Source organism: Nonomuraea pusilla (assembly GCF_900109355.1).
In the GTDB taxonomy this organism is placed as follows: Bacteria; Actinomycetota; Actinomycetes; order Streptosporangiales; family Streptosporangiaceae; genus Nonomuraea; species Nonomuraea pusilla.
In genome coordinates this window covers 1-12,538 of record NZ_FOBF01000038.1, presented here as the reverse complement: position 1 = coordinate 12,538, position 12,538 = coordinate 1, and the positions used below count along the sequence as shown (strand labels likewise).

The following is a 12,538-nucleotide window of genomic DNA, read 5'->3' as shown; positions in this document are numbered from 1 at the left end:
AGCGCGTGCTCCCCGCGCACGCGGGGATGGTCCCGCACCAAAGTGGCAGCAGGTGGCCGATGTGCTGTGCTCCCCGCGCACGCGGGGATGGTCCCTCATCGCTGCCGTCAGTCAACCTGGAGCAGGTGTGCTCCCCACGCACACGGGGATGATCCCGACCTGACCCGCGTAGCCGTCGAGACGGACGGGTGCTCCCCGCGCACGCGGGGATGGTCCCTTATCCGCCGCCCCCGCCGACCCTGAACGGCGGTGCTCCCCGCGCACGCGAGGATGGTCCCACCGGATGCCGAAACGTGGCCTTGCCGGTGATGTACTCCCGCGCAGGCGGGGATAGCCGCTCTATCGTCGACTTGATAGATCGGTTTCGCAGAATACGCAGAGTCCGCGCAATCCCAGGTTGGCAGGGCCTGGCGGCAGATCAGCCCTCCAACACCACTCAGCGGAGGCAGGGTCACGCAATTCCGCGGTATCCGCAGAATGGCGCGGCCTCGGCTCAGCGCTCATTCCTCCGGGGTGGCGTGGTGTTGAAGACCAGTTCGATACGGTCCCCACGCAACACCCTTCGGTGCTTGCGGGGGCCTGGGATGACCTCGAAGACCGGGACGCCCTCGGGGACGCCGCCGAACTCGCGTAGTTCCTCCGGTGTGGCGAGGTCGCGGCGTTCGTCCGGGGTGGGCATGCGGGTGACCACGCGCGCTCCGGCCGGCACCTCGTACGGTTCTCTGCTCGGTTCACCGACCACGAGTGACCCCCGCTTGCGCACGGTCGTGATCCGTCCCTCGGCGCGCAGCAGGGCCAGGGCGTCGCGCACCGTGTCGCGGCCCACGCCGTACATCTGCGCCAACTGGGCCTCCGACGGAAGCCACGCTCCAGGGCGATATCGGCCCGAGGCGATGTCGGCGCGGATCGCGTTCGCGACCTGCCGGTTCAGCGGCACGCCGGAGCTGTAGTCGATCACACCACATGAGTTTCATGCGGCTATGTTGCCATGAGCCTTGTGGCCATGAGGCCCTAGACGTAACCTGGGGAAACGCTGCCCACTGATGGTTTTTTACTCGACGGCACCTCAAGCCCCACGACGGGAGATCAGGAGCACATGACCCCAGGTTTTGATCAAGCCGATGGCCAGGCGCGATCCATCAGACACCACCCAGTCCCGTCCTCGCTTGCGGACTCGCCACCGGACGAGGCCGGCCACCTGATCGAGCCTCAGTGCCTCGAAGACTCCCCCATCGGCCCCCTTGGGGACATCCACATGACCGTCTGGGAACCCTTCCAGAGCGGCCGAAGCAACCGCCTTCGGGTGACTGAGACGTCGTGTTGCGGTGCGTACGAGTGGGTCTGTCAGGGAGGGCTGTTCCTCGTCCTCCGCCACACGAAGCAGGGCTATGAGGAGACGGGACGTGGGCTGTACCGCCAGGCGCGCGCTGTCTGGGACGCCCTCGTCATCGCGCACCTGCTGACCCACGGCACGAGGATCCCGAGCACAGCGCCGGCCCAGCGGCCCGACCAGCGTGCCGCGTGACCACCCCACCCAGAAGGACGAAGGGATGACAACGCAGACCAACTCCGAGCAGCAGTACCTCCATCTCGTTCGGCTGGCGTGGGACTTACGCTGGGCCGGTTCGACGGTCTCGGTGGAGCTGCCGTGCGACGGCGAGCCGTTCGTGCAGGTGGCGCGGGCGGTCGGGCCGCTGCGCGTGAGGGCGTCGGTACGCGGCCAGCACTGGGTCTTCACCTGGGGCCGCGGGCGCAACCAATGGGTCTACGCCCTCGACGCGGACGCCGCGCGCCAGATCCGGGCAGCCCTGCGATGAGGCCCAGCCCGTCGCCACCTCCGCCCCCACCCTCCTGGAAGGCTTCCATGACCGAGAACACGAACACCGGTGGAATGAGCAAGCTGATCAGCGCCGACGTCAACCTCCACGCCATGAGGCGCCTGTACGAAGAGGTCACCCTCGCCCTGCAGACCATGCCTGACCTCCAGCAGGCGTTCGTCCGCGCCACGCGCCTGGCGGACGACCTGCGGGAGATGGCCGACGGCGCCGCGTTGACGCGCGCGAAGGTCGCGGCGCGCATCCACGACGCCGAGGGCCTGTCGCTGGCGGTGCTCGCCACGAAGCTGGGAGTGTCCAAGGCTCGCGCCGACCAACTGCTCAAGGCGGCACGCGGCGGCTGACCCCCAGCTCGTATCGCGGCATAGTGCGGCATTACGCGGTCGAGCCGCGCCGGTGCCGCTCAAGGCCCGGCGCCTTCGCCGCAGGCCATACCGCTGTTTCTGCAGGTTTCGCGGCAGACCTGACCCGGTTACAGGTGGGCGACCAGTTCGATGGTGATGTCCTCGTAGGTGTCCGTCACGGACGCCCGCAGCCTGGTTCTCCCTTCGGCGTCCACCTCTTCGGGCAGAACGCCAGCCGCGAGCGCGTCGCGCCACGCCTCGAAGTCGCGCCGCCGGTCAGCGGCGTCGTCCGCGTCGCAGTTCCCCGCGAGGGCCGGGCGCGAAGGGCTGCCAGCGATGGCCCAGCTGATCGCCGGGAGCTTCTCGTTGACGGCGCGCCCCAGAAGCTGTCCCAGCACCTTGGCGGCGCGTTGCTGCCGGTGGAGCAGGTCTCGGGTGGCTTCCGGCATTCGCGTACCTCCAACTGTCCGAAACCGGGCTAGCGCGCCTCGACCCCTTCGGGGAGGGTGATCGGCTCCTCGCCGTGTTCGTGGTCGTACATGCCGGCGAGGGCCGGACGGAACTGGGCGAGGTGGTCGGGCCACCTGCCGCACAGGGCGGTGCGGGCGGCGGAGTCCGTCTGGAGCAGGAAGCTCAGGTGGCGCAGGCCGTGCATGAGGACGTCGATGTAGCGCGGAATCGGGGCTTCCGTCGCGTCGACGGCGATGGGCTTGCCCACCGCGTCCGGGAGAGCCGGGCTGATCGGCGCGGCGTCCTGCCACTTGTCGCGGACGAACGCGCCGCAGCCGACCACCGCCACGTACGTGAGGACCACGGCCGTCTCCTCCGCCCGCCACGACGTGGAGTGCAGGAGCTTGACGCCCTCAGAGGCGTCGTTCGCCTTCAGGAGCTCCGTGACGGCGGTGTGGGGGTCGCTGTCCTTCCGGATCGGCTCGGAACGCCATGCGTCCGTCCCGCTGATCAACCACAGGCCGACGTCGTCGGCGGAGACTGGCCAGACCTCGACGATGACCTCTGTCCGCTCGTTCACCGATGTCCCTCCGTCGCGCTTCCGCGCTGCTCGTTGGCGTCTTTCGCGGTCTTGATGAGCTGGGCTGCTCGCGCCTTCGATACTCCGATGCGGTCAGCGAGGCCCGCCAGCGACATGCGTTCTTTTTCAAAGATCCGGGCAGCCGCTAGAGCCCGCTGGTCCGCGGATGTCTCGAACAGCCGCCGCAGGGTTTCGACCAGTTCCGTCGCACCGCTGTACGCCTGGTTGTGGTCGGTGTCCTCGTTGATCGCAGAGAGCGCCGCATCGAAAGCGTGCTCGAGGTCAGCAAGCGCGGACAGGACCGCCTCGCTCACGCCTTCCTTGGTCATGCAGGCAAGCGTACGCGCTTCGTCCAGGGGGGACTAGACACGCCGCGTACAGGGGCCCCTTGACGGTCGTACAGAGGGGGCTGTACGGTCTCTCGTGTAGCACCCCCTACACGGGCAGCCGACCAGGAGGAACCATGCTGATCCCTACGCCCCAGCGCTCCAGACTCGTGCCGACGCTGCTCGTGATCGGCGCGCTGTTCTTCATCGTCCGGGAGCCGGCCAAGGCCGCCGACATGGCCTCGAACTTCATGAACGGCTTCCTCAACGTCGCCGGAGCGCTGGCGACCTTCATCGCCCACCTCAGCTAGAGCCGAGACACGACGAGGGACGGCCCTCATCCGCCAAGACCTGGGCCGTCCCTCAGCACTCCCTTGCAGAAGGAGCACGACCATCATGACCTACAGGTCCACCCACTCCAATGGCCATCCCGCCTTCCTATCCGCGGAGCAAGTGCGGTCACGCCTGGGCGGCGCGACGTCGCTTCCCGAGTGCGTCTACGACCCGGAGCTGCACACCGGCCCTCGCCGCACCATCGAGAGCGCCGAGCAGCGCGCCGCGCGAGAGCAGGTCGCCCGCGAGGTCTGCGCCGACTGCGCGCTCCGCCGCAGGTGCGGCCGGTACGCGCTGAGCGTGCGCCCGTCCTCCGGCGTGTGGGCCGGCCGGACGGCCGCCGAGATCGGCGAAACCACCTCGCGAGTCGAGTCGCTGGAGGTGGCGTGACCAGCCGCTTCCGCGACCCGACCGGCGAACGGTTCGGGCTGCCCAGCTACCCACGTGGGAAGGCGCCCGCGCACCTGTTGACGCGCCGCCAGCTCGACGCCGCAGGACTCCGCCCCGGCGGCCAGGGCGTGCAGGGGCAGGTCCTCTGGCACTCCCGCCGCCGCGGCAAGCCCGGCGTCCGGGCCGCTTACCTGTACGACGTGCGGCTCGCCGTCCCCAAGCCGAGGCGCAGGTGCTGCGGGGAGGGGGCGGAATGAGCGTCGCCAGTCCCGAACCGCACCCTGAGGACGTCTCCCGGGGCCTCGCGGCCCTGGAACGCCACCTCGCCGACGTCGCACCCGTCCTGCCGCGCCCTGCTCACGCCGAGCACGGCGGCGAGACCCGGCGGGTACGGCGGCTGCGCGCCGAGGTTGCCGAGGCGCACCTGCTGGCCGGGCTCCAGGAGGACGACACGCCGCTGCTCGTCGACACCCGGCGCGTGCGCAGGCGCCGCAAGGCTGCTCAGGAGGCCGCGCGACTGCACGCGCTGGGCCAGGACCCGGTGATGCGTGCTTGGCAGGCGGCGCGCGTGCGTCGTCTGCTGGTGAGCGCGGCCCTGGTGTCCCTGGCGCTCGCGCTCGCCTGGTCGACGGCGGGCGTGCAGGTGTTCGCCGCCGACGGTGCCGCGCCGTGGACGCCCGGCTGGCTGTTCGCCTGGCTGGTCGAGCCGTTCATGTCGCTGGCGCTGCTGGTCGTGGTGGGCGCCCGCGCGTACCTGAGCACGAAGGGAACGCCGCTGTCCGACCGGCGGCTCGTCAGGGTCGAGCGGCTGTTCCTGGGGCTCACGCTGGGCATGAACGCCTGGCCGTACCTGCCGGGCGTCGCAGGGGCGTTCAGCCTGTCGCGGCTGGTGCTGCACCTGCTGGGACCGATCGTCGCGGTCGCCGTGGTGATCTCGGTGCCGATCATCCTGGCCGGTTTCGCCGCCCTCGACCACACGCGGGCCGGTACCCCCGGTACCGCGGCGTCGTACAGGCCGAACGCGCCCGACCGGTACACGCCGGACAGCACAAGCCTGGTCTCTCTCACCGCTCGGGCCCGCCGCCTCATCAACGCCGGGGAGCTGCCTCCGGACCCGGGAGCGGACAAGATCCGGCGGGCGCTGCGGTGCGGCATGGACACCGCCCGCGCCGTACGCGACGCCCTCGCCGGCCCGGATGCGGACTGACACATGTTCACCATCGCGCTGGCGATCAGCCTGCTCTGCCTGGCCGTACCGGTGTCCGTCTTCGTTCGGATGCGCCTGACCGAACGGCGCGTCCGGGCTGAGATCCACGCCCGCATGTCCGCGTACCGGCATTCCTGACCCATACGAGCGGGGCGCGGTCCAGCTCCGCCAAGAACCAGGACCGCGCCCCGCCACCCCGCCGTAACCGACACGAGGTGCACTCATCATGTCCCATCACCCGTACGAATCCGACGACGAGCAGGGCGGCCAGGTCGTACCGCTCGACTCACGACGCCGCGACCGTCACGACGGCGCCGACGACTTCTTCGACCGCGAGACGGTCGCGGTCGAGGAACGAGTCGCGGGCCCGCCGGTCGATCCGCCTGACGACGACGCGGTCCCGTACCGGCTGCGCGGCAGGCAGCAGCGGACGCCCATCATCCCCGCCGCGCTGCGCACCTGGAACGGCGTCCGCGCGATGCTGCTCTGGCAGGTCAAGGACGCCGCCTACGTGACCGGCTACCACGCCGCGCGGCTCCCGAAGTACACGGTGAAGGTGCTGTGGTACGCCCTGCCCGGCCTCTTCACCGTCCTCGGCCGGCTGCTGCGCTGGGCGACCGCCGAGGAGGGGAACTGGGCGCTGCGCCAGTACGCCGCCGACCGGAACGACCCGGAGACGTGGCTCAAGCTGGACAAGCAGCGCCAGCGCCAGTCCCGCTGGCGGTGGTTCGTCCTGGTGACGGGCGGCTGCACGACCGCCGTCGCGCTGCTCCTGCTCTCCGAGGTGCCGACGTGGGCAAGGCTCGTCGTGGCCGGGGCGGCCCTGCCGCTGCTGGCCCGTGCCGGACGACCGGCCGACGCCCCGATCACCGACCGCGTGTCCCAGGGGCCGCGCTACCGCAAGCTCACGGCCGAGCTGGTCCGCCGGGCGCTGCTGTCGTGCGGCCTGGCCGGGATCAACCAGGCCGTGGCCAAGGACCAGCACGCCATCAGCTTCCCGCAGGACATCCACCGCGTGGGCCCCGGCCACCTGGCCATCGTGGACCTGCCGTACGGCGTGGAGGCCGCCGACGTCGTCGCCCGGCGCGGACGGCTGGCCTCGGCGATGCGGCTCCCGCTCGACCAGGTCTGGCCCGAGCCAGGCACCGGCCACCCCGGACGCCTGGCGCTCTGGGTCGGCTACGAACCCGCGTCCAAGATGAAGCAGCCCGCCTGGCCGCTCCTGAAGGACGGCAAGGTGGACGTCTTCCAGCCGTTCCCGTTCGCCACCACGCCCCGGATGGAGACGGTCCACGCCGAGCTGATGTTCCGCAACTGGCTCGACGGCGGACAGCCGGGCTCCGGCAAGACGTTCGCCCTGCGCCTGAAGGTCCTGGCCGCCGCGCTCGACCCGCGCGCCGAGCTGCGCGTGTACGAGCTGAAGGGCGTCGGCGACTTCAAGGTGCTGGAGCCGGTCTGCACCGAGTACGGCAACGGCTTCGACGACGAGACGAAGGCGCGCTGCGCGGCCATGATCGCCTGGCTGTACAAGGAGTGCGAACGCCGCTCCAAGCGCATCGACCACTACGCCGCCCTCGGCAAGGCCCCGGAGAACAAGGTCACGCCCGAGCTGGCCTCGCTCAAGGGCTCCGGCCTGCACCCTCTGATCGTCGCCATCGACGAGGTCCAGGAGCTCTTCCTCGACCCCAAGTACGGCAAGGAGGCCGGGGAGATCTGCGAGAAGGTCATCAAGCTGGGCCGCGCCCTGGGCGTGATCCTGCTGATCGGCACCCAGATCCCCGACAAGGACAGCCTGCCGACCGGCATCACCCGCAACGTCAACACCCGCTACTGCATGAGCGTCGCCGACCAGACCGCGAACGACATGATCCTCGGCACCTCGATGTACAAGAACGGCTACCGCGCCACCGTCTTCGAGCCCGTCGTGGACGCCGGCTGGGGCATCCTCGCGGGCCTCGGCAAGCCCGCCGCGCGACGCTCCTTCTACGTCAACGGCGACGACGCCAAGAAGGTCGTCGCCCGCGCCATGGAACTGCGCGGCCTGGCCGGCACCCTGCCCGAGCCCGGGACGCAGACCCGCGAGGACGCCTCGACCTTCGACGTCCTGTCGGACCTCGCCGAGGTCTGGCCCGCCGGGGAGAACGCCGCGTGGAACGAGGCGCTGTGCTCCCGCCTCGCCGAGCTGCGCCCCGGCTTCTACGCCGGGTGGAAGTCCGAACAGCTCACCGCCGCGCTCAAGCCGCACGGAGTGACGGTCGGGGACATCGGCCGCCGCATCGACGGCAAGGCCGTGACCCGGCGCGGCATCCGCTTCGACGACCTCACCGACGCCATCGCGGAACGTAACCGGCGCCGCAACAGCGCTTGACCCGCGGCGGGCCGCCGGCGCTAGCAGCCGACCCTGCTAGCGCTAGCACCCCCGCTAGCACCTGCATCCACGTCCCGACCAGGCCGTTAGCACGCTAGTGGCCCTGGCCTGCCACGCCCGGAAACCGGCCCCGGAGGCTGTCTTGGACCCCGTCACGCTCGCTCCTATCGCCGTGCTCGCCGCCCTGAGCATCGTCACGATCCGTTACGCGATCCTCTGCCACGTCCTGCCCTTCACTCGCTGCCGCAGGTGCGGCGGCACCGGCCGCATCCCCAGACGGATCGGCCGAGGCTCCCGGCCCTGCCGCCGCTGCGACGGCACCGGCCTGCGGCTGCGCTGGGGCCGCCACCTCCTCAACTACGCCCGCCGCCTGCACCGCGACGGCACCCGCTGACTCAGACCGGAGACCCACCATGCAGACCACCCTGATCCGCCACGCCCTGGCCGCCGCCGCCCGAGGCTGGCACGTCTTCCCGCTAACGCCAAGCGACAAGCGCCCGCTGCGCGGGTTCACCGACTGGGAGCGCCACGCCACCACCGACCCCGACCGCATCCACGCCATGTGGACGCGCGCCCCCTTCAACGTCGGCATCGCCTGCGGCCCCTCCGGCCTGGTCGTGCTCGACCTCGACCGGCCGCACCCCGGCGAATCACCCCCACCCGCCTGGAACCTGCCCGGCGTCCACGAGGGCGCCGACGTCCTGGCGGCCCTGTGCGAACAGGCCGGCCAGCCGCTGCCGCTGGAGACCTTCACCGTACGGACCGGGCGCGGCGGCACGCACCTGTACTTCGCCGCCCCACCCGATGTCGTGCTGGGCAACACCGCCGGCCGCCTCGGCTGGAAGATCGACACCCGCGCACGAGGCGGGTACGTCGTCGGCCCAGGAAGCGTGGTGAGCCACGGCACCTACGAGGTACTGCACGCGCCGAACCCCGCCCCGCTGCCCACCTGGCTCACCGAACGCTTGACCACACCTGCAGTGCCCAAGACCGGCACGTTCACGGGAGCCGTGCCGGCCGCATACGGGGACGTCTCGGCCTACACCCTGGCCGCACTACGCGGCGAGGTGGAGACCGTCCTGTCCGCCGCGACGGGCAGCCGCAACAACACCCTCAACGCCGCCGCGTTCCGCCTCGGCCGACTCGTCGCCGCCGGCTACCTGCCCCGCCACCTGGCCGAGGCATGCCTCCACCACGCCGCCGAACTGGCCAGCCTCGGGTTCCGCGAGACGGCCGCCACCATCCGCTCCGGACTCGACGCCGGACAGCGCCACCCGCGGAGGGCCGCCGCTTGACCACCCGCAACAACACCCAGACAGCAGAAGCCATCCTCGCCGGCATCGGCGCCTCCACCGTCCTGGCCGAACTGCACGCACCCGCCTGGGAGCCGCCCGCACCGCTCGGTCAGCGCGGCCCACTGCCATCCTTCCCCGTGCACGCGCTCCCGTCCTGGGTCGCCGACCAGGTGAGCGCCGTCGCCGAGGAGACGCAGACCCCGCTCGACCTGGCCGGCTGCGTCGGCCTGGCCGCGCTGTCCACGGCCGCCGGGGGACGTGCCGTGGTCAACGTCCGCGGCTCCTGGACCGAGCCGGTCAACCTGTTCGTCCTAGTCGCCATGCCGCCCGGGTCACGCAAGTCCGCCGTGTTCCGCGCCATGACGACGCCACTGTCCAACGCCGAGAAAGCCCTCCTCGAACGCATCGGCCCGCAGATCACCGAAGCGGAGGTGGCACGACGGCTGGCCATGGACGTGGCCGAGAAAGCCGCCCGCACCGCGGGCAGCGCCAGGGGAGAGGCCGCCCCGGAGGCTCTCGCCGAGGCCCAGAGCGCCGCCCTGGCCGTGGAGTCCATCAAGGTCCCGGTCAAGCCGCGCCTGATCGCTGACGACATCACGCCCGAGACGGCCGCCAGCCTGCTCGTCGAACAGGGCGGACGCCTGGCCGTCCTGTCCGCCGAAGGCGGCATCTTCGCCACCCTCGCAGGCCGCTACTCCGGCACGCCCAACCTCGACCTGTTCCTCAAGGGACACGCCGGAGACCCGCTCATCATCGACCGGCGAGGCCGCACCGAACGCGTCGACCACGCCGCCCTCACCATGGGCCTGGCCGTCCAGCCCGAGATCATCGCCGACATCGCCGGCATGCCCGGCTTCCGCGGCAAGGGCCTGCTCGGACGCATCCTCTACAGCCTGCCCAAGAGCAACGTCGGATACCGGCGCATCGACCCGCCACCCGTCCCCGAGCACGTCGCCACCCGCTACGACGCCAACCTGCAGCACCTCACCATCGCCATGCACGCCTGGGACGACCCCGCCCGGCTCGTCCTGTCCGCCGAGGCCGCCGACCTCTTCACCGAACACCGCCGCAGAACCGAGACCAGGCTCCGCCCCGACTCCGGCGACCTCGGCCACATCACCGACTGGGCGGGCAAGTTCGACGGCGCCGTCATGCGCATGGCCGGCCTGCTCCACCTCGCCGCCCACATCGACGACGCCTGGCGACGCCCCGTCACCGCCGACACGGTCAGCGCCGCCATCACCCTCGGCGAGTACTTCACCGCCCACGCCCTGGCCACCTTCGACGCCATGGGCGCCGACCCGGACCTCGAAGCCGCCCGCGTCGTCCACGCCTGGCTCCAGCGGACCCGCGTCACCCGCTTCACCGTCCGCGAAGTCTTCACCGCACTCCCACGCAGCCGCTTCCGCAAGGTCACCGAGCTGGAAGCACCGCTCGACCTGCTGGAGCAACTCGGCTGGATCCGCCGCGAACCCGAACCACCCCGCACCGGCCCCGGCCGCCGCCCCTCCCCGGCCTACGCCGTCCACCCGAACCTCCACCAGCACACCTCCTGAAGAGGAGCCGCCCATGCCCACAGCCACTCGTCATGACGAGAAGCTCACCGTCGCCGAAGTCTGCGCCGAGCTGAAGATCTCCCGATCCACCTTCTACGACTGGCGCGCCAAGCGGCGCGGCCCCCGCTGCATCACCCTCGCCAACCGAGAACTCCGCATCCGCCGCTCCGAGCTGGACCGCTGGCTGACCGAACGAGAGGACGCCGCCTGATGAACCGGACCAGCTTCAGCGTGCGGTTCTGGAAGATCAAGTCCTACAAGGGCAACAGGGTGACCACGCACTACGTCCGCTGGGTGGTGGACGGGCGTGAGTGGAAGGAGCCGTTCCGCACCCTCGCCCACGCCGACAGCTTCCGGGCCCAGCTCATGACCGCCGCCCGGCAAGGCGAGGCGTTCGACGTCACGACCGGCCGTCCGGTGTCGTGGAAGCGCGAGGAGAACGTCCTCACCTGGTTCTCGTTCACCCTCGCGTACGTGGACGCGAAGTGGCCCTACGCCGCCCCGAACCACCGCCGCGGCATCGCCGAAGCCCTGACCGACGCCACGGAAGCCCTCCTGGCCAAGGACGACAGCACGTTCGGAGCCGACACCCGCCGCACCGCACTGCGCTGGGCCTACAGCAACCGCGTCCGCGACAACACCGACCCGCCTGCCGACCTGGCCCCAGTGATCCGCTGGCTGGAAGCCAACACCGTCCCCATGGCGGCGTTCGAGGAGCCCGGCAAGGGCGCCCTGCTCACGCGCGGCATGCTCGACCGCATCAGCCGCACCAAGGACGGCCGCACCGCCGCCGCCAACACCGCCAACCGCAAGCGCATGTGCCTGAACAACGCCATGGAGTACGCCGTCGAGATCGGCGTCCTGTCCGCCAACCCGCTCAAGGCGGTGAACTGGACAAAGCCGCGCACCCTCACCACCGTGGACCCCAAGGTCGTCATCAACATCCACCAGGCCCGCCGCTTCCTCGCCGCCGTGGAACAGCACAGCGAGCGCGGCAAGCGCATGAAGGCGTTCTTCGGCTGCATGTACTTCGCCGCCCTCCGCCCCGAAGAGGTGGTGGACCTGCGCACAGACCACCTCATCAGCCTGCCCGAGAACGACTGGGGCGAGATGCGGCTCACCAACGCCGAACCCCGAGCCGGCAGCCGCTGGACCAACAGCGGCAACGTCCGCGAACGCCGCGAACTCAAACACCGGGCAGCCGGCGAGACCCGGCACGTCCCCATCCACCCAGAGCTGGGGGCGATGCTCCGCGAGCACCTCGACCAGTTCGGCACCGGCCCAGAAGGCCGCATCTTCATCGGCCCCCGCGGCGGCCTCATGACCGACCGCGCCTACCTCAAGGTCTTCCACGAAGCCAGAGCGAGAGCATTCACCGAAGCAGAAGCCACCTCACCCCTCCTGGACGTCCCCTACGCCCTGCGCCACGCCGCCGTCTCCACCTGGCTCAACGCCGGCGTCCCCGCGCCCCAGGTCGCGGAATGGGCCGGCCACAGCGTCAACGTCCTGCTCCGCGTCTACGCCAAATGCATCCACGGCCAACAACACGACGCCATGCGCCGCATCTGGGAAGCCACCAAGCCGGGAACGACGACAAGCTAGGTTGGCCCTGCCATAGCCTGACCAAGAACCGCGCACGGCCACCAACGACAACCGGAATGACAAGACGAGGCCCCTGCCCGAAATGTCCGACTCTTCAAAACTGCTCCAAATCACCGCTTGCCGCCTACATCACCGCAGGTGAGGAAGAGGTGCTCCCCGCGCACGCGGGGATGGTCCCGACATCTTCACCTCCCCCGACGGCGCCGCCATGTGCTCCCCGCGCACGCGGGGATGGTCCCACCGGGCCCTCGG

Annotated in this window: 17 protein-coding genes and 1 CRISPR repeat array; of the genes, 13 read left to right on the top strand and 4 right to left on the bottom strand. The window is 70.7% G+C overall.

The genetic code is table 11. From position 1 onward, the window contains the following. Nucleotides 1–5: 5 nt before the first annotated feature. Nucleotides 6–278: direct repeats of the CRISPR family, unit length 29 nt; unit sequence GTGCTCCCCGCGCACGCGGGGATGGTCCC. A gap of 215 nt (nt 279–493) precedes the next feature. Beyond that, entirely contained in the window at nt 494–958 is a 465-nt protein-coding gene (locus BMX74_RS41520; RefSeq protein WP_091105948.1) for a GntR family transcriptional regulator, read from the bottom strand. Nucleotides 959–1,550: 592 nt separating this feature from the next. On the opposite strand from BMX74_RS41520, the gene BMX74_RS41510 reads away from it, so the two are divergent. Together BMX74_RS41510 and BMX74_RS41505 are read left to right on the top strand one after the other, a co-directional pair. Continuing rightward, the gene (locus BMX74_RS41510; protein ID WP_143078960.1) at nt 1,551–1,817 is read left to right on the top strand and encodes a hypothetical protein; all 267 of its coding nucleotides are present in this window, start codon (nt 1,551–1,553) and stop codon (nt 1,815–1,817) included. Nucleotides 1,818–1,864: 47 nt separating this feature from the next. Further along, nucleotides 1,865–2,179: a hypothetical protein gene (locus BMX74_RS41505; protein ID WP_091105943.1), complete on the top strand. Its 315-nt coding sequence runs from the start codon at nt 1,865–1,867 to the stop codon at nt 2,177–2,179. Between the two features lie 128 nt (nt 2,180–2,307). Here BMX74_RS41505 and BMX74_RS41500 read toward each other — a convergent pair whose 3' ends face one another. From BMX74_RS41500 to BMX74_RS41490, 3 genes are read right to left on the bottom strand one after another with little or no spacing between them, the layout of a single operon-like run. Further along, entirely contained in the window at nt 2,308–2,628 is a 321-nt protein-coding gene (locus BMX74_RS41500) for a hypothetical protein (RefSeq protein ID WP_091105941.1), read from the bottom strand. Between the two features lie 29 nt (nt 2,629–2,657). Then, nucleotides 2,658–3,209 (bottom strand): hypothetical protein, encoded by a 552-nt coding sequence (locus BMX74_RS41495; protein ID WP_055506803.1) that lies wholly within the window; start codon nt 3,207–3,209, stop codon nt 2,658–2,660. Beyond that, the gene (locus tag BMX74_RS41490; protein ID WP_143078959.1) at nt 3,206–3,538 is read right to left on the bottom strand and encodes a hypothetical protein; all 333 of its coding nucleotides are present in this window, start codon (nt 3,536–3,538) and stop codon (nt 3,206–3,208) included. Before BMX74_RS41490 ends, BMX74_RS41495 begins: the two co-directional genes overlap by 4 nt. 134 nt (nt 3,539–3,672) lie before the next feature. On the opposite strand from BMX74_RS41490, the gene BMX74_RS44710 reads away from it, so the two are divergent. From BMX74_RS44710 to BMX74_RS41445, 11 genes are all read left to right on the top strand, one after another. Further along, entirely contained in the window at nt 3,673–3,846 is a 174-nt protein-coding gene (locus BMX74_RS44710) for a hypothetical protein (protein WP_176573510.1), read from the top strand. A gap of 142 nt (nt 3,847–3,988) precedes the next feature. Further along, nucleotides 3,989–4,258, top strand: a complete 270-nt coding sequence (locus BMX74_RS41485; RefSeq protein ID WP_177227730.1) for a WhiB family transcriptional regulator — start codon at nt 3,989–3,991, stop codon at nt 4,256–4,258. Then, on the top strand, nt 4,255–4,515 hold the full coding sequence (locus BMX74_RS41480) for a hypothetical protein (RefSeq protein WP_091105938.1): 261 nt from the start codon (nt 4,255–4,257) through the stop codon (nt 4,513–4,515). The genes BMX74_RS41485 and BMX74_RS41480 overlap by 4 nt, the downstream gene beginning before the upstream one ends. After that, nucleotides 4,512–5,465, top strand: a complete 954-nt coding sequence (locus BMX74_RS41475) for a hypothetical protein (RefSeq protein ID WP_091105936.1) — start codon at nt 4,512–4,514, stop codon at nt 5,463–5,465. Before BMX74_RS41480 ends, BMX74_RS41475 begins: the two co-directional genes overlap by 4 nt. A gap of 3 nt (nt 5,466–5,468) precedes the next feature. After that, the gene (locus tag BMX74_RS46220; RefSeq protein WP_256257612.1) at nt 5,469–5,603 is read left to right on the top strand and encodes a hypothetical protein; all 135 of its coding nucleotides are present in this window, start codon (nt 5,469–5,471) and stop codon (nt 5,601–5,603) included. Nucleotides 5,604–5,691: 88 nt separating this feature from the next. Next, a complete protein-coding gene (locus tag BMX74_RS41470) occupies nt 5,692–7,833 on the top strand; it encodes a cell division protein FtsK (protein WP_218154252.1) in 2,142 nt (713 codons plus the stop codon). A 142-nt stretch (nt 7,834–7,975) separates the two neighbouring features. Continuing rightward, nucleotides 7,976–8,227, top strand: a complete 252-nt coding sequence (locus tag BMX74_RS41465) for a hypothetical protein (protein ID WP_091105935.1) — start codon at nt 7,976–7,978, stop codon at nt 8,225–8,227. Nucleotides 8,228–8,246: 19 nt separating this feature from the next. Continuing rightward, on the top strand, nt 8,247–9,128 hold the full coding sequence (locus tag BMX74_RS41460; RefSeq protein ID WP_091105933.1) for a bifunctional DNA primase/polymerase: 882 nt from the start codon (nt 8,247–8,249) through the stop codon (nt 9,126–9,128). Beyond that, the gene (locus tag BMX74_RS41455) at nt 9,125–10,684 is read left to right on the top strand and encodes a YfjI family protein (RefSeq protein WP_218154251.1); all 1,560 of its coding nucleotides are present in this window, start codon (nt 9,125–9,127) and stop codon (nt 10,682–10,684) included. The genes BMX74_RS41460 and BMX74_RS41455 overlap by 4 nt, the downstream gene beginning before the upstream one ends. Nucleotides 10,685–10,697: 13 nt before the next feature. Then, nucleotides 10,698–10,895, top strand: coding sequence for a helix-turn-helix transcriptional regulator (locus tag BMX74_RS41450; RefSeq protein ID WP_091105930.1), 198 nt, complete (start codon nt 10,698–10,700; stop codon nt 10,893–10,895). Continuing rightward, on the top strand, nt 10,895–12,286 hold the full coding sequence (locus BMX74_RS41445) for a tyrosine-type recombinase/integrase (protein WP_091105928.1): 1,392 nt from the start codon (nt 10,895–10,897) through the stop codon (nt 12,284–12,286). The genes BMX74_RS41450 and BMX74_RS41445 overlap by 1 nt, the downstream gene beginning before the upstream one ends. Nucleotides 12,287–12,538: the final 252 nt, after the last annotated feature.